22 protein-coding genes are annotated in these 19442 nt (G+C 59.1%); 11 read left to right on the top strand and 11 right to left on the bottom strand.

Annotated features, from left to right (window positions below; genetic code table 11):
• Positions 1-17 precede the first annotated feature (17 nt).
• Entirely contained in the window at positions 18-1235 is a 1218-nt protein-coding gene (gene alaC / locus ICA16_RS07320) for an alanine transaminase (RefSeq protein ID WP_150616125.1), read from the bottom strand.
• A 139-nt stretch (positions 1236-1374) separates the two neighbouring features.
• On the opposite strand from alaC, the gene ICA16_RS07325 reads away from it, so the two are divergent.
• The 3 genes from ICA16_RS07325 (at position 1375) to ICA16_RS07335 (ending at position 3404) form a co-directional block, all read left to right on the top strand.
• Positions 1375-2037, top strand: coding sequence for a LysE family translocator (locus tag ICA16_RS07325; protein WP_210554112.1), 663 nt, complete (start codon positions 1375-1377; stop codon positions 2035-2037).
• Positions 2038-2105: 68 nt separating this feature from the next.
• A complete protein-coding gene (locus tag ICA16_RS07330) occupies positions 2106-2591 on the top strand; it encodes a GyrI-like domain-containing protein (protein ID WP_210700306.1) in 486 nt (161 codons plus the stop codon).
• Positions 2592-2915: 324 nt separating this feature from the next.
• Entirely contained in the window at positions 2916-3404 is a 489-nt protein-coding gene (locus ICA16_RS07335) for a GNAT family N-acetyltransferase (RefSeq protein WP_210554110.1), read from the top strand.
• Between the two features lie 161 nt (positions 3405-3565).
• Here the strand turns inward: ICA16_RS07335 and ICA16_RS07340 are convergent, their stop codons facing one another.
• Entirely contained in the window at positions 3566-4171 is a 606-nt protein-coding gene (locus ICA16_RS07340; protein ID WP_210700307.1) for a pyridoxamine 5'-phosphate oxidase family protein, read from the bottom strand.
• A gap of 18 nt (positions 4172-4189) precedes the next feature.
• Positions 4190-4675 (bottom strand): GNAT family N-acetyltransferase, encoded by a 486-nt coding sequence (locus ICA16_RS07345; protein WP_150616121.1) that lies wholly within the window; start codon positions 4673-4675, stop codon positions 4190-4192.
• Between the two features lie 141 nt (positions 4676-4816).
• Here ICA16_RS07345 and ICA16_RS07350 point away from each other — a divergent pair, with 141 nt between their 5' ends.
• Genes ICA16_RS07350 through ICA16_RS07360 form a run of 3 tightly spaced genes read left to right on the top strand, consistent with a single transcriptional unit; the run spans position 4817 to position 6864 of the window.
• On the top strand, positions 4817-5242 hold the full coding sequence (locus tag ICA16_RS07350; protein ID WP_210554108.1) for a YybH family protein: 426 nt from the start codon (positions 4817-4819) through the stop codon (positions 5240-5242).
• Positions 5243-5282: 40 nt separating this feature from the next.
• Positions 5283-5627 (top strand): YciI family protein, encoded by a 345-nt coding sequence (locus tag ICA16_RS07355; RefSeq protein ID WP_008081988.1) that lies wholly within the window; start codon positions 5283-5285, stop codon positions 5625-5627.
• The gene (locus tag ICA16_RS07360) at positions 5620-6864 is read left to right on the top strand and encodes an RNA polymerase sigma factor (protein ID WP_210700308.1); all 1245 of its coding nucleotides are present in this window, start codon (positions 5620-5622) and stop codon (positions 6862-6864) included. The genes ICA16_RS07355 and ICA16_RS07360 overlap by 8 nt, the downstream gene beginning before the upstream one ends.
• 131 nt (positions 6865-6995) lie before the next feature.
• On the opposite strand, the gene ICA16_RS07365 is transcribed toward ICA16_RS07360, so the two are convergent.
• Positions 6996-7850 (bottom strand): LysR family transcriptional regulator, encoded by an 855-nt coding sequence (locus ICA16_RS07365; RefSeq protein ID WP_210700309.1) that lies wholly within the window; start codon positions 7848-7850, stop codon positions 6996-6998.
• Positions 7851-7939: 89 nt separating this feature from the next.
• On the opposite strand from ICA16_RS07365, the gene ICA16_RS07370 reads away from it, so the two are divergent.
• Positions 7940-8377, top strand: coding sequence for a multidrug/biocide efflux PACE transporter (locus ICA16_RS07370; RefSeq protein ID WP_150616117.1), 438 nt, complete (start codon positions 7940-7942; stop codon positions 8375-8377).
• A 249-nt stretch (positions 8378-8626) separates the two neighbouring features.
• Here the strand turns inward: ICA16_RS07370 and ICA16_RS07375 are convergent, their stop codons facing one another.
• Positions 8627-9385 (bottom strand): SDR family NAD(P)-dependent oxidoreductase, encoded by a 759-nt coding sequence (locus ICA16_RS07375; protein WP_210700310.1) that lies wholly within the window; start codon positions 9383-9385, stop codon positions 8627-8629.
• A 121-nt stretch (positions 9386-9506) separates the two neighbouring features.
• Between ICA16_RS07375 and ICA16_RS07380 the strand changes: the two genes are divergently transcribed.
• Complete coding sequence (locus ICA16_RS07380; protein WP_210700311.1) at positions 9507-10403, top strand: LysR family transcriptional regulator; 897 nt, start codon at positions 9507-9509, stop codon at positions 10401-10403.
• A gap of 112 nt (positions 10404-10515) precedes the next feature.
• Here the strand turns inward: ICA16_RS07380 and ICA16_RS07385 are convergent, their stop codons facing one another.
• Positions 10516-12129, bottom strand: coding sequence for an inorganic phosphate transporter (locus ICA16_RS07385; RefSeq protein ID WP_210700312.1), 1614 nt, complete (start codon positions 12127-12129; stop codon positions 10516-10518).
• A 179-nt stretch (positions 12130-12308) separates the two neighbouring features.
• On the bottom strand, positions 12309-13331 hold the full coding sequence (locus ICA16_RS07390) for a transporter (protein WP_210700313.1): 1023 nt from the start codon (positions 13329-13331) through the stop codon (positions 12309-12311).
• Positions 13332-13605: 274 nt separating this feature from the next.
• On the opposite strand from ICA16_RS07390, the gene ICA16_RS07395 reads away from it, so the two are divergent.
• Positions 13606-15228, top strand: coding sequence for a methyl-accepting chemotaxis protein (locus ICA16_RS07395; protein WP_210700314.1), 1623 nt, complete (start codon positions 13606-13608; stop codon positions 15226-15228).
• A gap of 109 nt (positions 15229-15337) precedes the next feature.
• A complete protein-coding gene (locus tag ICA16_RS07400; protein WP_210700315.1) occupies positions 15338-15772 on the top strand; it encodes a hypothetical protein in 435 nt (144 codons plus the stop codon).
• Between the two features lie 306 nt (positions 15773-16078).
• Here the strand turns inward: ICA16_RS07400 and ICA16_RS07405 are convergent, their stop codons facing one another.
• Both ICA16_RS07405 and ICA16_RS07410 read right to left on the bottom strand, forming a co-directional pair.
• A complete protein-coding gene (locus ICA16_RS07405; protein WP_150592925.1) occupies positions 16079-16384 on the bottom strand; it encodes a PepSY domain-containing protein in 306 nt (101 codons plus the stop codon).
• 151 nt (positions 16385-16535) lie between these two features.
• Positions 16536-17663 carry a glycerophosphodiester phosphodiesterase gene (locus ICA16_RS07410; protein WP_210700316.1) on the bottom strand — a complete coding sequence of 376 codons (1128 nt, stop codon included), beginning with the start codon at positions 17661-17663 and terminating at the stop codon, positions 16536-16538.
• 222 nt (positions 17664-17885) lie between these two features.
• On the opposite strand from ICA16_RS07410, the gene ICA16_RS07415 reads away from it, so the two are divergent.
• Positions 17886-18212 carry a DUF2025 family protein gene (locus ICA16_RS07415; protein WP_210700317.1) on the top strand — a complete coding sequence of 109 codons (327 nt, stop codon included), beginning with the start codon at positions 17886-17888 and terminating at the stop codon, positions 18210-18212.
• A 133-nt stretch (positions 18213-18345) separates the two neighbouring features.
• Here ICA16_RS07415 and ICA16_RS07420 read toward each other — a convergent pair whose 3' ends face one another.
• Positions 18346-18651 carry an antibiotic biosynthesis monooxygenase family protein gene (locus ICA16_RS07420; RefSeq protein ID WP_210700318.1) on the bottom strand — a complete coding sequence of 102 codons (306 nt, stop codon included), beginning with the start codon at positions 18649-18651 and terminating at the stop codon, positions 18346-18348.
• Positions 18651-19349, bottom strand: coding sequence for a CTP synthase C-terminal region-related (seleno)protein (locus ICA16_RS07425; protein WP_210700456.1), 699 nt, complete (start codon positions 19347-19349; stop codon positions 18651-18653). The genes ICA16_RS07420 and ICA16_RS07425 overlap by 1 nt, the downstream gene beginning before the upstream one ends.
• Between the last annotated feature and the right edge of the window lie 93 nt (positions 19350-19442).

The raw sequence follows: 19442 nt of genomic DNA on the forward strand, positions 1-19442 counted from the left end.
CCTACAGGAGATCTACGTTAGCTGCTGGATTTCGGGGCTAACCCGTCCGCCCGGAACATCCCGCGAATGCCGCGCACAGCCTGGCGAATGCGGTCCTGGTTTTCGATCAGCGCGAAGCGCACGTGATCATCGCCATACTCACCAAACCCCACCCCCGGCGAGACGCAAACCTTGGCCTCGGCCAGCAGTTTCTTGGCGAATTCCAGCGAGCCCAAGTGCGCGTAAGCCTCGGGAATCTTCGCCCAGACGTACATCGAAGCCTTCGGGTTTTCAACCATCCAGCCCAGCTCATGCAGTCCCTTGACCAGCACATTGCGGCGCTGGCGATACTGCTCGGCGATGTCTTTCACGCACTGCTGATCGCCTTCCAGCGCAGCAATCGCGGCGACTTGCAGTGGGGTGAAAGTGCCGTAGTCGTGGTAGCTCTTGATCCGCGCCAAGGCGTTGACCAGTTCCGGGTTGCCGACCATGAAACCGATGCGCCAACCGGCCATGTTGTAGCTCTTGGACAGGGTGAAAAACTCCACCGCGATGTCCTTGGCGCCCGGCACTTGCATGATCGACGGGGCTTTCCAGCCGTCGTAGACGATGTCGGCGTAGGCCAGATCGTGGATCACCAGCACGTCGTACTGCTTGGCGAGGGCGATCACCCGTTCGAAGAAATCCAGTTCCACGCACTGCGCGGTCGGGTTCGACGGGAAGCCAAGGATCATCATTTTCGGCTTGGGGATCGAGCCGCGAATCGCCCGTTCCAGTTCGGCGAAGAAATCCACACCCGGCACCAGCGGCACCGAACGCACCTGGGCGCCGGCAATCACCGCGCCGTAGATGTGAATCGGGTAGCTCGGGTTCGGCACTAGCACCGTGTCGCCCTGATCCAGGGTCGCCAGCATCAGATGCGCCAGGCCTTCCTTGGAACCGATGGTGACAATGGCTTCGCTTTCCGGGTCGATATCGACTTCGTAGCGCTGCTTGTACCAATTGGAAATCGCCCGACGCAGGCGCGGAATGCCCTTGGACGTGGAATAACCGTGGGTGTCGTCACGCTGGGCGACCTGCACGAGTTTTTCGACAATGTGCGGCGGCGTGGCCCCGTCGGGGTTGCCCATGCTCAGGTCGATGATGTCTTCACCACGACGCCGCGCGGCCATTTTCAGCTCGGCGGTGATGTTGAAAACGTAAGGGGGGAGTCGATCTATGCGCGCAAAGCGGCGCGGCGAACCTTGTTCAGCCATTGTTGCCTCGGATAACGTAAGCGCCCGGAACCGTCCGAGCGACGCTGGTCACTGCGGTGACCTGTTGGCGAAGATAAGGGCAGGGATGGCAGACTGTCCAGCCTGTGCGTAAACAAATTTTTCCCAAGGAAATCGGTTGATGGAATTCACCAGCGGCTTTTTGCTGAGCCTTTCGCTGTGCCTGGATATCGGCGTGGCCAACATCGCAATGATCACGTTGGCGATGCAGCGCGGGTATTTTCAGGGCTTTGCGCTGGGCCTCGGCACCTGTGTCGGCGATTTGATCTACGCGGTGCTGGCGCTCGCCGGGATGACCGTGTTGCTGCAATACGAAACCGTGCGCTGGGTGCTGTGGATCGGCGGTTCGGCGCTGCTGATCTATTTCGCGGCGAAGATGATCTATTCGGCAATCCATCACGATGCGCTGTTGGCCGAGACGGCTGAGGTGGGGCACAACTCCCATCGCAAGGAGTTCCTGCGGGGGATCTTCCTTGCCATGTCATCGCCGAGCGCGATTCTCTGGTTCGCTGCGGTAGGCGGCACGTTGATCGCCCGTTCGGGTGGCGGCGGGCCTTTGAGCTCGGCGTTGTTCCTCGCCGGGTTTCTGTGCGCCGGGCTGGTGTGGTCGGCCGGTTTGTGCTTCGCTGCAAGCCATGGCGGCAGGCTCTTGGGCGATAAACTGCTGCGCTACTCCTACATGGCATCTGCAGCGATCTTCTGCTATTTCGCGGTTTACGTGATCGTATCTGGCTATAACGAGTTTGTCGGGTCGGGTGCGGCCGAGGCCCTGCATACGCTGTAATGTTGCGAATCGGGTTTGGCTTCTATACTCCCAGCCGAACCCACTTTTTTCGTTCCAGGAGTCGAGTCATGGATGAGCAAACACGCGTTGAAGTGGCAGAACCTCGCTTCGAACATGGACACTTCCTGCTGATCGCAGGGCTTGGCGGACGATTTACCCAGGACACCACCGATGGCATCCCCGCGCTGTGGGAAAAATTCATCCCGCATCTGGGCAAGATTCCCGGGCAAAAAAGCGAAGTGACCTTCGGCGTCTGCTGCAATGCGGACGGCAAGGGTGGTTTCGAATACATCGCCGGTGTCGAGATCAGCAAGCTCGATGACCTGCCGGAACAGTACCGTTGGATCGAGGTGCAACCGCAGGATTACGCGGTGTTCGAGCACAAAGGTTCACTGGATCAGTTGCCAGAGACCTTCCAGTACGTCTGGAAAACCTGGCTGCCGCAATCCGGTCGCGAAGCGGCGGATGCGCCGGAGTTCGAGCGCTACAGCGAAGACTTCAATCCCAAGTTGCATACCGGCACGCTGGAAATCTGGCTGCCGCTCAAGGTGTGACGCACGTTGATGGACGGATCAGCGATCCGTCCAGTCAACGCTTTCAACCACGCTTGCCCTTGCCCACACGTCGCGCCCGCAACAGGTCGATGCCCAGGGTGATAAAGCCGAACGTACTGATGCCCAACACCATTAACAGGCCGATTTCTACGCTGCTCATAAACGGGTTCCCCCAAGGGTAATCAGAGACACGCCACAGAAATAGCCGCCCGCGAGGCGCAAGAAAAGCGCTTATACGCAGGCTTTACGCTGCCCGCGCGGATCGATATGCACTCCTTATTCCTTTATGCTTTGCGCACTTTTCCCGCTGATTTCCGAGCTGCCATGAACACCGTTATCCGCAACGTCACTGCCACTGACCTGGATCGCTGCTACGCCATCGAAACCGTTGCCTACGAAGGCGATGAAGCCGCCACCCGTGAAAAGATCGCCACACGCATTGCGACCTGGCCGGATGGTTTCATCGTTGCCGAGGTGGATGGCGAGGTCGCCGGGTTCGTCAACTCGGGCGCGGCGTTCGATGTGCAGATGTCGGATGAAGCGTTCAAGGAACTGATCGGCCATGATCCGGCGGGGCCGAACGTGGTGATCATGTCGGTGGTGGTGCACCCGGATTCTCAGGGGCAGGGCCTGGCCAAGCGTTTGATGGCCGAGTTCATCGAGCGCATGCGCGGGATGGATAAAGCGACAATTCATTTGATGTGCAAGGAACAGCACATTGCGTTGTATGCCGGGTTTGGTTTTGCCTACATCAAGCCGTCGGAGTCCGACCATGGCGGGATGGCGTGGCACGAGATGATTCTGACCCTCTGACCCTCTGACCCTCTGACCCTCTGACCCTCTGACCCTCTGACCCTCTGGATCATTACCCCTGTAGGAGCTGCCGAAGGCTGCGATCTTTTGATCTTGCTTGTAAAAAACAGGATCAAAAGATCGCAGCCTTCGGCAGCTCCTACACGGGGGGGCGTGGTGCGTCAGTAAAGGCTATCGCGGACCCTGGTCGGCGCTTCGCGGTCGTACGTGTCGGCGTCGAATTGCCCATCGTTCAGACGTTTATGAAAGGCGCCAGCCGTGGGCAACGCCGAACGCGGCAGATGCGTTTCAGGGTTCCACGCATCCGAACGCACAAACGCCTTCGAACAGTGGAAAAACGCCGCCTCCACCGTCACCAGCAACACCGTTTTCGCCGGTTTGCCGTTTACCGAAAAACTCTCCAGTAACGCCGGTTCATCACTGATCAACGCCGTGCCGTTGACCCGCAACGTCTCGCCAATCCCCGGAATGATGAACAACAGTGACACCCGTGGATCGTGCAGCACATTGCGCAAGGTATCGATGCGGTTGTTGCCCGGGCGGTCTGGCAGGGCCAGCGTGCGTTCATCGATGATCCGCACAAACCCCGGAGCATCACCGCGCGGCGAATTGTCGAGACCATCGGCCCCCACCGAGCTGACGATTACCAGCGGCGAGACCCGCACCATCGCCTGATAGTCTTCGTTGAGAAAAGTGATCTGCTTGCGCACCGCACGTTCGTGGGGCAAACCGTAAATAGCTTCCAGTGCTTCAATTGAATCGATCATCGTGCATCCCTCGATGACTTAGAAAAATAGCCCCATGCGCCGCTCGTAACCGATTCGGCCCTTGTACGCTTCGCCGCTGTCGACGTAGCCGTGTTTGGCGTACAGCGCGATGGCGGCATCGTTGTCGGCGTCCACCGACAGTTCCAGCCCCTTGATCTCCGGCCATGCCTGGCGCGCAACCTCGGGCAACGCTTGCAGACACGCCTTGCCGTAACCCTTGCCCTGCGCCCGGCGATCGACCTGCAACGCATGCAGCGTGGCGCTGTGTTCATCGGCCCATGCCGGTAACACCGGCGGACGCTTGAGCAGCAGGAACGCCACCGGCACATCATCGGCCAGCAGTGCAAAACCCTTCACGCCAGGGCCGGGTTTCGACAGCAAGGTGTGCAGGGCGCCGTGGATGTCGCCGGAGAACTTGATTTGCTCGGGGTGGATTTCAATCGCCTCGACTTGCTCACGCTGCTGGGCGTTCAGGCTGTCGTACGGCACGAGTTGGGCTGACACGGGAATTTCCTTTTTCCTACAAAGATGAGTCTCGGATTCTAGCGACTTTGCCTCCTGCGGAATTTTTTTGTTTCAGTTGTCGATCGACCGATGCGCCGAACGACTAAGGGTGTCTTCACAACAAAAAACACGGAGAACACCATGAGCGCACAGTCTGAAATTCAAACCCTGATCAATACCTACCGCGACGCCGTCATGACCAAGGACGTGGAGAAAGTCATGGCGTTGTACGCCGATGACATCGTCTCGTTCGACGCGATCAAGGCCCTGCAATTCAAGGGCAAACCGGCCTACCGCGCGCACTGGGTGGATTGCATGCAAATGTGCCCCGGCCCGCACATCTTCGAGTTTCAGGAAGTCGTCATCGAAACTGCCGACAACATCGCCTTCGCCCACTGGGTCGCCAATTGCGGCGGCACCAACGAGAAGGGTGAAACCCAAAGCTGCTGGATGCGCGTCACCGCGTGCTATCGGCAGGTCGGCGGCGCGTGGCGGATTGCCCATGAACACTGGTCGGCACCGTTTGATCCGATGAGCGGCGCCACGCTGTTCGATGTGCAACCGTGATCTTCAGCCATAGTTGATCCGTTCGAATCAGGAGCACGCCATGAAATATCTATGCCTGGTCTACAGCGATGAACGCCTGCTGCATTCGTCGCCCGACAGCCCCGAAGACGCCGAATGCTGGGCCTATGCCGAGTCAATTCAGGGCAGCGGGCGGATGGTTGCCGCCGAGGCGCTGGAGTCGGTGCAGACCGCCACCACGGTACGTATGCGCAACGGTAAATTGTCGATCACCGATGGGCCGTTCGCGGAAACCAAGGAGCAACTGGCCGGCTTCTACCTGATCGACGCCAAGGATCTCAACGAAGCGATTCAGGTCGCCGGGAACATCCCGGCGGCCCGGGTCGGCAGCGTTGAAGTGCGCCCGGTGCGGCAGTTGAATGTCTGAGGTCCGGACGCGGGTCGAGCAGGTCTATCGCGAAGAGTCGCGGCGGATTCTGGCGACATTGATCCGCCTGCTCGGCGATTTCGACCTCGCCGAAGAAGCCTTGCACGAGGCGTTCTTCGTCGCGGTCGAGCGTTGGCAGCGTGACGGCGTGCCGGACAATCCGCGCACCTGGCTGGTGTCGACCGGGCGCTTCAAGGCAATCGACGTGTTACGCCGCCGCGCACGCTTCAAAGCCTCGCAGCCATTGTTACTGGCGCAACTGGAAGAACTCGAAGATGCCGACTGGAGCGACGAAGACGTGGAAGACGATCGCCTGCGGCTGATCTTCACCTGCTGTCACCCGGCGCTGGCGGCGGATGCGCAAGTGCCGCTGACCTTGCGTGAAGTCTGCGACCTGACCACCGAGGAAATCGCCCGCGCGTTTCTCTCGGCCCCGGCGGCGATTGCCCAACGCATCGTGCGCGCCAAAGCAAAAATCCGTGATGCAAAAATCCCCTATCAAGTGCCGAGCCTGAGCGAACTGCCCGAGCGCCTCGACAGTGTGCTGCGGGTGATTTATCTGGTGTTCAACGAAGGGTATTCGGCGTCGATGGGTGCTGAGCTGACCCGCGAAGATCTGACCCGTGAAGCGATCCGGCTCGGGCGATTGCTGATGGAATTGTTGCCGGAACCCGAGGTGATGGGGTTGCTGGCATTGATGCTGCTGCACGAGTCCCGGCGCCCGGCGCGCACCTCGCCCGATGGCGAGTTGGTGCTGTTGGATGACCAGGATCGCTCGCAGTGGGATGCTGAGTTGATCGCTGAAGGTTGTGCGTTGGTGGAACGGGCGCTGACCACACGACGATTTGGGCCGTATTGCCTGCAAGCGGCGATTGCCGCCGTGCACGCCGAGGCGCCAACCGCTGAGGAAACCGATTGGCAGCAGATCGTCGGGCTGTATGACGTGCTGTTGCGGGCGATGCCGTCTCCGGTGATCGAGTTGAATCGCGCGGTGGCGGTGGCCAAACGGGATGGGGCGTTGGCTGGGTTGACACTGATCGAAGGGATTATGGATCGCGGTGAGTTGCAGGATTATCACTTGGCGCATTCGGCGCGGGCGGAGTTTTGTCGGCAGTTGGGCAGGGTGGAGGAGGCGCGGGTGGCTTATTCGCGGGCGCTGGAATTGACGCGGCAAGAGCCTGAACGGCGGTTTATCGAGGCGCGCTTAAACCAACTACCGACACCCAACCCCCTGTAGCAACTGCCGACGGCTTCAATCTTTTAACGTTGATTTTCTTCAATCAACAACAAGATCAAAAGATCGCAGCCTTCGGCAGCTCCTACATGGGTTGTAACTGTAGGAGCTGCGGCACGCTGCGATCTTTTGATCTATTCCAGCATCTTGCCCAACAACCAGCTCCCCGCCGGCCCCGGCGGATATAGCCGCGACCACAAGGCATCGACAAACACCGGTTTCGGCCAGCCGCGCACTGTCAGCTCTACCAGCGTGCCATTGCCGAAACGCCCCACCAGCCAGCGCGGCAGCGGCGCCCAGCCGAAACCCATTTCGGCCATTTCCATCAGCATCAGATAACTCGGCGCCGACCAGACGCGACCCTTGGCGCGACTGTCGTAGGGGTTGACGATCGTCGCCAGACGCAACTCGCGATGCTGCTCCAGGATTGGCTGATCGACGTGCTCCAGTGTCGCCAGCGCATGTTCGCGACTGACGAACAGCGCAATATCGGTGCGCTCAGCCACAGTCGAGGTCACCAGATCCGGCGGGTAATTGTCCTGCATCTCTGCAAACGCCAGATGCGCCCGACCGCGCTGCACCAGTTCGATCAAGTCATCGCATTCGGCGATCAGGCATTCGAGTTCCAGATCCGGATAGCGCTGTTCAAAACCGAACAGCGCCGCTTCGAAACGCGCGGATTGATAGGTGTCGGAAATCGCCACGGTCAATTTCGGCTCAACACCTTGGGACAATTGCCGTGCAGTCATTTCCAGACGACTGTTGGCCGTAAGAATCGCCTCGGCGCGTTGCAGCATCACATGGCCGGCGGGCGTCAACGTCGGTTTGCGGCTGCTGCGATCAAACAACACCAGGTCCAGATCAATCTCCAGACTCGCCACCGCCGCACTGATGGTCGACTGACTGCGCCCGAGTTTGCGCGCCGCCGCCGAAAACGATCCTTGGGTCGCCGCTTGGACAAACGCCAAAAGCACTTCTTGCGAGGCCATGAACTATCGCCTTGATCGATGGTTATTGGTTTTGAAGTATCGATGCGAGGGCAGATCATGGCAACCATCTTCACTCAAGGACTCAGGCCATGACTGCCCAAAAATCCATCACTGAACGTATCTTCCAGGCTGTCGGTTTCGAATTGCTGGCGATTCTGATCTGCACGCCGTTGCTGGCGTGGATCATGAAAAAACCGATGCTTGAAATGGGCGCGGTGACGGTGCTGATCGCGATGCTGGCGCTGGGCTGGAACGTGGTGTTCAACCGGTTTTTCGACCGCATGCTCGAGCGCATGAATGTCGCCCATAACGCTTGGGTGCGGGTGGTTCACGCCTTGCTGTTCGAGGGTGGCTTGATCGTGATGGGCGTGCCGCTGATTGCCTGGTGGCTGTCGGTCAGCCTGTGGCAGGCGTTTTTGCTCGACATCGGCGTGTTGCTGTTTTTCCTGCCCTATACCTACGTTTATCACTGGGGCTACGACGTACTCCGCGAGCGCTTCTTGATGCGCAACGCCTGCCAGGGCTAACCCTCATTTGCGTGTAGGAGCTGTCGAAGGCTGCGATCTTTTGATCTTGAAAAAGCCAAATCAAAAGATCGCAGCGTGCCGCAGCTCCTACAGTTAGAACGTATTTCAAACGGAATGCACCCAAACAACTGGAACGTATTTCAAACGCATTGCACCCAAAAAACTGAAACGCATTTCAAACGGATTGCACCCAAACAACTGGAACTCATTTCAAATGTAGGAGCTGGCGAAGCCTGCGATCTTTTGATCTTAGAGAAACATCCCCCCCGACGCCTCAACCCGCTGACCATTGATCCACTGCGCGCCCGGCGACAGCAACAACGCCAGTGCTCCGCCGATATCATCCGGCTGCCCCGCACGGCCCAGCGCGGTGTTCTCGGCGACCATCGCATTCACCGCCGAATTGTCGCGCACCGCACCGCCACCAAAGTCGGTTTCGATGGCGCCGGGTGCCAGGGTATTTACGGTGATCTGGCGTGAGCCCAACTCCTTGGCCTGATAGCGGGTCAGCACTTCCATCGCGCCTTTCATCGCCGCATAGGCACTGGCGCCCGGGATGCTGAACCGCGCGAGACCGCTGGACACGTTGATGATCCGCCCGCCGTCGTTAATCAGCGACAGCAGTTGCTGAGTCAGGAAGAACGGCCCTTTGAAGTGCACGTTCATCAACATGTCGAATTGCTCGACGGTGGTCTCGGCGAAGCTCACATGCAGACCGACCCCGGCGTTGTTGATCAGAAAATCGAAACGCTGACGTTCGAACTGCTGCTGCAATGCCTGCTCGACCTGCGTACCGAATGCGCCAAAGCTTTCGCTGCGGCCGACGTCCAGTTGCAGCATCACGGCTTTTGCGCCGAGTTTTTCCAGTTCGACGACCAGCGCCTGCGCTTCGTCCACCCGGCTGTGATAAGTGCCGATGATGTCCACGCCCTGAGCGGCGAGGTGCAGTGCTGCGTTCTTGCCCAGGCCACGGCTGGCGCCGGTGATCAATGCGATTTTGCGGCTCATGTGAAGTCCTCGATTGCGGTGAGTGGTGATGGATCAAAGTTTATTTATCCGCCATGGGGTGATAAACAGGCTTAAACCGGAATCACTGGTCGGTTAAGTCGAACAATCAAAGAGCTCCCCCATGAACAAACTGGAACTGCTGCGCACCTTCGTCCGGGTCAGTGAGTTATCGAGTTTCACCCTCGCCGGGGAAAGCCTCGGGCTGCCACGTTCGACGGTGTCCGAACAGGTGCAAGCGCTGGAAGCGCTGCTCGGCACGCGCTTGCTGCAACGCACCACGCGTAAGGTGCAGGCGACGCAAGACGGTTTGGTGTTGTACCAACGCAGCAAGGATCTGCTCTCGCACATGGACGAGATCGAAGGCTTGTTCCGGCAGGACGAGGCCTCACTGACGGGGCGTATTCGCGTCGACATGCCGAACATTCTGTCGCGGCGTCTGGTCATGCCGCGGCTGCCGCAGTTCATGGATCGTCATCCGAATCTGGAACTGGAAATCAGCAGCACCGACCGCCGCGTCGACCTGCTCAGCGAGGGTTTCGATTGTGTGGTGCGTATCGGCGCGCAACCGGATCAATCCGTGGTGGCGCGGCACCTTGGCGACTTCCCGATGATCAATTGCGCCAGTCCCGCGTATCTCGCGCGCTATGGTGTGCCGCAGACACTGGAAGATCTGGCGCAGCATCGCCTGGTGCATTACGTCGGCGTATTGGGTTCGCGCTCGGAAGGGTTTGTCTACGAGCAGGACGGTCAGGTTCGGCGCTTGCCAATGGCTGGCAGCGTGACGGTCAACAGCACCGACGCCTACGAGTCGGCATGCCTGGGCGGCTTCGGTCTGGTACAGGTCCCGCGCACGGGGATGCAGCCGCATCTGGACAACGGCGAACTGGTGACCATGTTGCCGCAATTCACCGCGCCGTCGATGGGAATTTCGTTGCTGTATGCGCGGCAACGGCATTTGCCGTTGCGGGTGCGGGTGTTCATGGATTGGCTGGGGGATGTGATCCGCTCAACCCTCTGACCCACCCTGGCCGACTGTAGGAGCTGCCGAAGGCTGCGATCTTTTGATCTTTTTTTAGATCAAGATCCAAAGATCGCAGCCTTCGGCAGCTCCTACAGGGGGATTATTTTGGTCAGAAGATTTGGGTGAACAGCCAGTAGAGGCTACCCGACAGCAGGATCGCCGCCGGCAGCGTCAGCACCCACGCCATCAGCAGATTACGGATGGTCCTCATCTGCAACCCGCCGCCATTGGCGACCATGGTCCCGGCCACGCCCGAGGACAGCACATGCGTCGTCGACACCGGCAAACCGAACATGTCCGCTGCACCAATGGTCAGCATCGCCACGGTTTCCGCCGAGGCGCCTTGCGCGTAGGTCAGGTGGGTGTTGCCGATCTTCTCGCCGACCGTCACCACGATGCGTTTCCAGCCGACCATGGTGCCGAGCCCCAGCGCAATTGCCACGGCGATCTTCACCCACAGCGGGATAAACCGTGTGGCGTTGTCGATCTGTTGCTTGAAGAGTTGCAGCTTGCCAGTGGTGTCGGCGTCGAAGTTGCCGACCTTGTTCTTGTCCATCAGGCGAATCGATTCGCTGGCCAGGTACATGTCGTTGCGCACGTTGCCCATGGCTTCAGCCGGGACTTTCGCCAGTGAACCGTAGCCTTTGACTTCCTCGCCGATGTGCCCGGTGAGGGCGGCGAGGGCGGGGATCAGTTGCGGCGTGGCTTCCTTGCTGCGCATGTACTCCGTGAGGATCGGGCGCGGATCGGCAGGTGCCGGCTGCGGCGCACTTTTCACCAAGGCTTGTTGGGTGACTTGCGCCACGGCGGCGAACTGCAGCGATTGTTCTTCAGGCATGGTGCGGTTCAATGCATAGGCCATCGGCAAGGTGCCGACCAGAATAAGCATGATCAGGCCCATGCCTTTCTGGCCGTCGTTGGAACCGTGGGCGAACGACACGCCGGTGCACGTCAGGATCAGCAGACCACGAATCCACCATGGCGGCGGAGTGTTGCCTTTCGGTGCCTTGTACAGCGCGCGGTTCTTCACGAATGCGCGCAACGCCAGCAGCAACAGCGCCGCACAACCGAAACCCACCAGCGGCGAGAGCAGCAACGCGTAACCAATCTTGGTGGCCTGCGCCCAATCGACACCGCTGGTGCCGTCGCGGCCATGCATCAAGGCATTGGCCACGCCGACGCCGATGATCGAACCGATCAAGGTGTGCGACGACGAGGCCGGCAAACCCAGCCACCAGGTGCCGAGGTTCCACAGGATCGCTGCGATCAACAGGGCGAAGATCATCGCGAAACCGGCGGACGAACCGACCTGCAGAATCAGCTCCACCGGCAGCAGCGCGATGATGCCGAATGCCACCGCACCGCTCGATAGCAACACGCCGAGGAAGTTGAAAAAACCCGACCAGACCACCGCCACATTCGGCGGTAGCGAGTGGGTGTAGATCACCGTGGCCACGGCGTTGGCGGTGTCGTGGAAACCGTTGACGAACTCAAAACCCAGCGCAATCACCAAAGCCACGCCGAGCAGCAGAAATGGCGTCCAGGTGGTGACCGTCGTGCCGAGTTCCTGCATGTCGTGCATCAGACTGTAGGCGGTGAACAGCATCCCCATGGCCAGCACTGCGAAAAACAATACGTAGGTGAACGGGCTGGTTTTCTTGTCGAGGGCGGGCCTGCCGCTGGCGGCGGACGCTGGGCTGGCGGTCAGGGAGGGAGTAGCCATGAGAGGACAATCCTGAGCGAGGGAAGGAATGTCGCCCATGATCGTTGCAGAATGTTACAGAGAGACTGCTTCAGGTCAGTGTTTGGATGAATCGCTAGAGGCAAAGTCAAAAGATCGCAGCCTTCGGCAGCTCCTACAGTGGCAGTGTAGGAGCTGCCGAAGGCTGCGATCTTTTGATCTTAATAATCTCCACGCTTACGAAACGCCCACCGCCCCGCAATCACCGTAAATGTCGCCACCAGCGCCACCAATATCCAGAACCCATGCGCGTCCTGCGACAGCGGCACGCCGCCGACATTCATCCCGAAGAAACCGGCAATGATGTTGATCGGCAGCGCCAGCACCGTCACCACGGTCAGGGTGAACAGCGTGCGGTTGCTCTGTTCGTTGAGGTTGGCGGCGATTTCTTCCTGCAACAGTTTGATGCGCTCGCCGAGGGCTGTGAGGTCATTGATGATCAGCGCAAACTCCTCGGTGGATTTGCGCAGTTCCTTGACGTCCTCCTTCTGCAACCACGGCGGCGGGCGGTTGAGCAGGCGTAGCAACGAACCCGGCTCCAATGCCAGCAGCCGTTGCAATCTCACCAGCACTCGGCGGTTGGCACCGAGTTCGGCGCGGTTGGTCGACAGGCGTGAGGAGAGCAACTCGTCTTCGACCGTATCAACACTCAGGCTGGTCTTGCGCACGATCTGCGTCAGCACTTCGCCCTGATCGCGCAGCAGGTGCACGAGCAATTCCGAGGGCGAACGAAAACGCTCACCGGCCTTCACCGACGAACGCAACTTATCCACCGAGTGCAGCGGTTGCAGGCGCGCACTGACGATCAGTTTGCTGCGCACGCACACCCACAACGTCGACACATCCGACGACACCATGCTGCTGAGGTTGAACACCACATCGTTGACCACTGCCAGCAACGCCGAGTCGACGTGCTCGATGCGCGTCGAACGCGAACCCTCGTGCAGCGCCTCGAAAAATTCTTCGGGCAGTTGCAGATGGCTTTTCATCCAGCGCTCGCACGCGGCGTGGGCCAGATTCAAGTGCAGCCAGAGGAATTCACCGCTGTCGCTGTCGTCCTGCAAACAACGCAGTGCCGTCGCAGAATCGACTTCGCGGCCACGTTCCCCAGGCAGGAAACGAAAACCGTAGAGCAAACCAAACAGGTCAGGATCGCGATGGCTGATATCGAGGCTGTGGTTCATGGAGGCTCGCTGCGAGGAGGGCGCTGGGCGGGATTTTCAGATTCACCTGTGCCGGATCATCGCAATGTCACATGACGTTTGTGTGACGGCAAAATGACGTCAAATCATAGCGTTACCGGCGGTCGGGAGTTCTTCAAGAAACGCTCTGGCGCGCCGATCTCAGGTGAGTTAGGTTGCGCGCCATTGGCCGTTGGCCAAGGTTCGCCGACAGGGAAGTCAGGCCACTTTTCACGCCTTTTCCTGGCGTGCCTCATCCCTGTCCTGAGTACCTGCGATGCTGCAAAAATCCCTGAGAGCGCAAATTCTCGCCCTGCTGAGCGGTAGCCTGCTGGCGGTCTTGTTGATCGCGTTGGCCTGTTTTCATTTCCTCTCCAACGGCGTGCAAAGCTACAGCCAATTGATCGCCGGCCCGTTGCACACTTCGCAATTGATCGATGAAGCCAACCTGCAATTCAAGGTGCAGGTACAGGAATGGAAAAACGTCCTGCTGCGCGGCAAGCAGCCGGCGGATCTGGCCAAGTACTGGGGCCAGTTTGAAGATCGCCAGCGCGATGTGCAGAGAATCCTCGGCGAACTGGCCAGCCAGAAAGGCATCGAGCCAAGCCTGAAAACCCGCATCGAGCGCTTGCGTGAAGAGCATCGTCAGTTGGCCGGCGCCTACCAGAAGGGCCGTGATGCCTACGTCGCCGCGGGTGGCGATTCTGCTGCCGGTGACGCAGCTGTCAAAGGTGTCGATCGCGCTGCCAGCGATCAGATGAGCGAACTGGTCGCCGAATTGCGCAAGCAGGGCACCGAGCAGTCGGCGTTGATCAGTGCCGAGGCCGATCGCACCGTATGGCTGGGGCTGTTGGTGATGCTCGCTTCGGGTCTGTTGATCGGGCTGTTGAGCCTGTGGCTGGTCAACCGCAACCTGATCGAGCCGATCCGCAAACTCATCGATTACGTCACCCAACTGAGCCGCGGCAAACTGGCCGAACGGGTGGTCAGCGACCGTCAGGATGAGCTGGGTAACCTCGCCGCAGCCGCCAACACCCTGCGCGATTTTCTCGCGGATACGTTCACTCGTTTGCAGCGCAGCGCCAGTGATCTGGACAGCGCCAGCGGCGAGTTGAACGCCATCGCCACGACCATGGCCGGCGGCACCAACGAGCAGTTCAACCGCACCGACCAGGTAGCCACGGCGATGAACGAAATGTCCGCCACCGCCCAGGAAGTCGCGCGTCACGCCGCCGATGCCGCGCGAGCTGCCGACGATGCCGACCAGTCCGCCCAGCAGGGTGAAAAGGTCATGCAAAGCACCATCCATTCCATCACGCTGATGCGCAGCGAAATCGCCAACACCGCCACGGTCATTCGTCGTCTCGAAGCCGACAGCGGCCGCATCGGCAAGGTGCTGGAAGTGATTCGTGGCATCGCCGAACAGACCAACCTGCTGGCGCTCAACGCGGCGATTGAAGCGGCGCGTGCCGGAGAGGCCGGGCGCGGTTTTGCGGTGGTCGCTGACGAAGTGCGCAACCTGGCGCAGCGCACGGCGGAGTCGATCATCGAGATCAACCAGATCATTCAGAGCGTGCAGACCGGCGCGGTAGACGCGGCGCAAGCCATCGATAGCGGCCAGACCCGCAGCGACGAAAGCGTTGAGCAAGTGACACAGGCGGGCGCCATGCTTGAGCGCATCACCCACGCGGTGGAAGCGATTCGCGACATGAACCGTCAGATCGCCACGGCGGCCGAAGAGCAGACGTCGGTCGCCGAGGACATCTCGCGCAACCTGACTGAGATCACCTCGATCGCCAGCACTAACCTCGACAACGTGCAGCGCACCGAAAGCGCCAGCCAGAATCTGCACGGCCTGTCCGGGCAACTGAACGAAGTCACCGCTCGCCTGAGCGCGTGATCCGTTGACTGTGTACCGATTCGGATACCGAGTCGGTACACAGTCGATCTCAATTTGACGCGACCATGGCCGATGTCCGGGGATCTATAACCGGCATTGGAGCACTCCCATGGTCAGCCTCACCTCTGTTTCGATCACTCAACCTGTGGCCACCTCGGTCAGCAAAGCCTCGGCCAGTGAAGACACCTCGACCACCGCGACTGCCAGCACCGGCGATACTGGCGATACCAGTAAAGTTGCCGCAGGCGGCGGGGCTGCACCGGCGGGTGGCGGCAGTTCCAGTAGCTCAGAATCGGACACGGTAAAAGAACTGCGCAAGCAGATCGCCGAGTTGCAAAAGCAGTTGCAGGAACAGCAACAAGCGCTGCAAGCGGCACAGGCGAAGCAGCAAAGTGCCGATGCGAAAGCGGCAGATGTTGCGGCGGCACAAGCGCAAGTCACGGCAACTTCGGCCTCGCTGCAAACGGCGACGGCAGGGTTGTTGCAGGCGTTGCAGGATTCGGATTCGAGCACGTCCGGTTCGTTGGTCAGTACTTCTGCCTAAACCCTCAACTGCGATATCTATGTAGGAGCTGCGGCACGCTGCGATCTTTTGATTGTAAAAAACCAGATCAAAAGATCGCAGCCTCGTTTCACTCGACAGCTCCTACAGGGTTCTAGCCAGCCGCACAATGTTGTGGCCGACGCGGTCATTGTAGGAGTGAGCCTGCTCGCGAAAGCGCTAGCCCCGCCAGGATTGATGTCGACTGACACTACGCATTCGTGAGCAGGCTCACTCCTGCAACGATTTACTCCAGACGTAAAAAAGCCGCACGATCTTTCAATCGTGCGGCTTTGGTTAAACGGTGTATCAAGTGTCTTGCTTGTCGCTCAGCACTTTGCCAGTGGTAGCGTCAAAGTCCACATCGAACTCTTTGCCATCAGCCGTTTTCAATTCAACTTCATACTCGTAACCGTTGAAGTGGTTGTCCAGGTCGGTGTCAGTGATGGTCGCACCCGGATGCAGTTTCAGTGCAGCCTCGTTCATCGATTCCAGCGACTTGATCTTGCCGGACTTGACCAGCTCAGGGATCTGATCGACGCGTACATCAGCCTGAGCGATACCCGCGGTGAGGGTCAGGGCAGCAGCAGTAAACAGGGCAGTCAAAGTTTTCATCGGTTCATTCCTTCGTTTGTTTAAGTGCGTGTTCTGTTGAAGTGAGTTCAGATTAGCCAACGCAACTTAATTCACCCTTAAAACCCCACATCGCGTGCAGGGCTCTTGTAGGAGTGAGCCTGCTCGCGATGCGGACAACCCGGTTTAACGATCAGAACCCGTTGTTCTTCAACACCTGATCAACGCTCGCGGCGGCTGGGCGTTTATAGAACTTCAACAGTTCGCTGGCGCGGTTGGTAAAAATGCCATCGACGCCTGCGGCCATGACTTTGTCGAAGTCCACCGGCTCATCGACGGTGTAGACGTGCACCAGCAGGCCCTGATCGTGGGTGTACTGGTTCATCCACGGCTGCACCAGATCCGAATAACTCTGGTCGCCACCTTGGTTGAGCTTCGCCGAAGGGCCTGTGCCGATAGCGCCCTGAGCCTTGGCGTAATCAACCCATTGTTTAAATTCGGCTTCGGATTTCGGTTCCTGCTTGCCGTAGAAAGCGTTTTTGTCTTTCTCGCCGGACTCGGCAAACGTCACCTTGGATTTCGGCTCGATGCTGCCTTCGCCGACCCACAGCAGCAGAATCTTCGGCACTTGCGGCATTTCCTTTTGCAGCAGTTCGAGGCTGTTCTTCTCGAAGGTTTGCAGGATCACCTTGCCTTTGCCCTGGCCGACACCCAGCGCACTTTTCGCCAGTTTCGAACCCGCCGGGCTGAGCCAGCCGCGATCCTGCAGTTTCTCCTTCAAGTCTTTCTCTAAACCGGGGAACAGCTGCGGCTCTTTGGTCTCGATGTACAGGCCAGGTTTGTGCTGCGGATTGGCCTGGGCGATGTCGATGACTTCATCGAGAGTAAGAATTTTCAGCCCGGCGTAGGATGGGCGCGCGCGGTCCGGGTATTTGGTGTTGAACCAACTGCCGGCATCGAGGGTTTTCAGCTCTGCCATGGTGAAGGCGTTGGCCGGGCTGTCCTTGCGATCCGGGAATTTGCTGGCGACGTCGGTGGTGCGCTGCAGATTGTCGTCGTGCAGGACGAACAGCACGCCGTCCTTGCTGCGCTGCAAGTCCATTTCCAGATAATCGGCGCCGAGGTCACGGGCCAGTTTGTAGGCCGCGGCGGTGGATTCCGGTGCATCGAATGATGCGCCACGGTGGGCGATCACCGCCGGGTGCGGGATGCCGTGAGCTGCAGCCACGGCGTTCGGATCGCTGTGAGTGGCGGCATGCGCCTGACTGAAACCGAGCAACAGGCTCAGCATGAGGGCGCTTTTGGTGAAAGTGGCGGGCATGGTCGAGTTCCTTTCGCAGGGCATTTTCAAAGACGTACCTTTTAACAACTGAATCGATTGCATGCTATCGCCAGACCGACATAAACCTATTAAAAGCGATATTTCCTGCACTTTTGTGGTGCTGTTTGCAGTACGCTTGCCCTCGGCAGACGTCCCGGCAGAGGGCGCGCCGTTCAGTTGCCCTGCGTGTAAACCATCGATCAACATTTCGTGAGGTTTACCATGCGCATCACCTCCCAACTCATCTGCCAGGCAGCCGACGACCTCAAGGGCTTTGTCGGCCTCAACCGCAAAACCGGCCAGTACATCGTGCGCTTCAGCGAAGACTCGTTCGGCATGGACGTGGCGGATGACGGCATTATCCCGACCAGCGAATTCGTCTGGTCCCAGATTTCGCCAACGACCATGACGTTGAAGCGTGAGCTGATTCAGTTGCTGCTGGATCAGAATGTTGACGACCGGATCAACATCACCGAACCGTTGCGGGTGTATATGAGCAAGCGTGAAGTGCCGGAGATTGAGGCGGTGCGGAGTTTGGTGCGGGGCTGAGGTTTTTGCTGTGGCTGTCAGGGCCTCATCGCTGGCAAGCCAGCTCCCACAGGTACGGCGTGATCTTCAGAGCAACACCTAACCTGTGGGAGCTGGCTTGCCAGCGATGGGGCCTGTGAGTACACCGCAATACTCACTGGCCAAATCGATATTCACGCTCCACCCGACACACCCGCGTATGAAACGACGAATACCAGGTCGACCGCCCATGCTGCTGAATCAGTCGATGCTCGGGATGCTGCCGCCACGCCAGAATCGCCGCTTCGCTCTCCCAATACGACACCGTGATCCCGACGCCATCCGTGCCTCGAACCGACTCAACACCGAGAAAACCCGGCTGTTCGCTCACCAATTTGGCCATGCGCTCAGCCGCTTCGGCATAACCGTTGTCACCCTCGGTACGGGTCGAGGTAAAAATCACCGCAAAACAAGACGTCATCAACGTGGCTCCGCGCAGGCTTCAACAAATGCTCGGACCAGCGGTGGCATCTGTCCCTTGAGTGCCGCGCGTTCCGGTTGAAACAACGTCGCGACGAAAAACGGATGGTTTTTCAATTCGATCGCCCGTAAATCCCCGGCCGAATCATGACCCACAGCCTGTAGCTGATGTTCTAAAAGCTGCGCTTCAAACTGCGGATTCACACCGAAGCGGCAGCGATAGCCTTCATGAATCTCCGACGTTTCGTACGCCTTGGCGATCAACGAACCGGGCAGTAGATGAATGCTGTCGATGGCTTCGACCAGCGAACAGGTAAGGGGTGTGAGCACTGCTCTTTCGGAGTCGGGCGAGGTTTCGCCATGTTCAGCATCCGTCCAGCCCAGCACATTGCGGGAAAATTCCAGTACCGCATGTTGAAAACCGCCGCAGGTGCCGAGGAAAGGGCGTTGCTGTTCGCGGGCAAAACGAATCGCCATGAGCGCGCCAGCTTCGCTTTTGTAAGGGCTGGCAGGCACACACCAGAAACCGTCGAACCTGTTTAAGGGTGTATCAGCGTGGATTTGATCGGTGGCCAACCATTCGAATTGCACGTGGCGATGGAGGTGTTCGGCGACCAGACCAAGGGCCACAGGTATGGCTTGGTGGGCAGTGACTTGCGGGTCGTAATCGCCGATCAGGGCAATGGAAATGGCGTCCATGGGATTTCCTTTGTGTGACGAAAGTGAAGAGTCGTTGTGGCGAGGGGATTTATCCCCGACCGACTGCACAGCAGTCGTCTCTTCTTGGGGCCG

This window comes from Pseudomonas anatoliensis, assembly GCF_017976235.1.
GTDB lineage: Bacteria > Pseudomonadota > Gammaproteobacteria > Pseudomonadales > Pseudomonadaceae > Aquipseudomonas > Aquipseudomonas anatoliensis.

Coding starts and splice junctions, on each gene's coding strand:
- ICA16_RS07360 (WP_210700308.1), top strand. CDS start 5,620: ATGTCTGAGGTCCGGACGCGGGTCGAGCAGGTCTATCGCGAAGAGTCG.
- ICA16_RS07425 (WP_210700456.1), bottom strand. CDS start 19,349: ATGGACGCCATTTCCATTGCCCTGATCGGCGATTACGACCCGCAAGTC.
- ICA16_RS07380 (WP_210700311.1), top strand. CDS start 9,507: ATGAACAAACTGGAACTGCTGCGCACCTTCGTCCGGGTCAGTGAGTTA.
- ICA16_RS07405 (WP_150592925.1), bottom strand. CDS start 16,384: ATGAAAACTTTGACTGCCCTGTTTACTGCTGCTGCCCTGACCCTCACC.
- ICA16_RS07350 (WP_210554108.1), top strand. CDS start 4,817: ATGAGCGCACAGTCTGAAATTCAAACCCTGATCAATACCTACCGCGAC.
- ICA16_RS07390 (WP_210700313.1), bottom strand. CDS start 13,331: ATGAACCACAGCCTCGATATCAGCCATCGCGATCCTGACCTGTTTGGT.
- ICA16_RS07385 (WP_210700312.1), bottom strand. CDS start 12,129: ATGGCTACTCCCTCCCTGACCGCCAGCCCAGCGTCCGCCGCCAGCGGC.
- ICA16_RS07335 (WP_210554110.1), top strand. CDS start 2,916: ATGAACACCGTTATCCGCAACGTCACTGCCACTGACCTGGATCGCTGC.
- ICA16_RS07410 (WP_210700316.1), bottom strand. CDS start 17,663: ATGCCCGCCACTTTCACCAAAAGCGCCCTCATGCTGAGCCTGTTGCTC.
- ICA16_RS07370 (WP_150616117.1), top strand. CDS start 7,940: ATGACTGCCCAAAAATCCATCACTGAACGTATCTTCCAGGCTGTCGGT.
- ICA16_RS07400 (WP_210700315.1), top strand. CDS start 15,338: ATGGTCAGCCTCACCTCTGTTTCGATCACTCAACCTGTGGCCACCTCG.
- ICA16_RS07415 (WP_210700317.1), top strand. CDS start 17,886: ATGCGCATCACCTCCCAACTCATCTGCCAGGCAGCCGACGACCTCAAG.
- ICA16_RS07355 (WP_008081988.1), top strand. CDS start 5,283: ATGAAATATCTATGCCTGGTCTACAGCGATGAACGCCTGCTGCATTCG.
- ICA16_RS07395 (WP_210700314.1), top strand. CDS start 13,606: ATGCTGCAAAAATCCCTGAGAGCGCAAATTCTCGCCCTGCTGAGCGGT.
- alaC (WP_150616125.1), bottom strand. CDS start 1,235: ATGGCTGAACAAGGTTCGCCGCGCCGCTTTGCGCGCATAGATCGACTC.
- ICA16_RS07340 (WP_210700307.1), bottom strand. CDS start 4,171: ATGATCGATTCAATTGAAGCACTGGAAGCTATTTACGGTTTGCCCCAC.
- ICA16_RS07325 (WP_210554112.1), top strand. CDS start 1,375: ATGGAATTCACCAGCGGCTTTTTGCTGAGCCTTTCGCTGTGCCTGGAT.
- ICA16_RS07420 (WP_210700318.1), bottom strand. CDS start 18,651: ATGACGTCTTGTTTTGCGGTGATTTTTACCTCGACCCGTACCGAGGGT.
- ICA16_RS07330 (WP_210700306.1), top strand. CDS start 2,106: ATGGATGAGCAAACACGCGTTGAAGTGGCAGAACCTCGCTTCGAACAT.
- ICA16_RS07375 (WP_210700310.1), bottom strand. CDS start 9,385: ATGAGCCGCAAAATCGCATTGATCACCGGCGCCAGCCGTGGCCTGGGC.
- ICA16_RS07365 (WP_210700309.1), bottom strand. CDS start 7,850: ATGGCCTCGCAAGAAGTGCTTTTGGCGTTTGTCCAAGCGGCGACCCAA.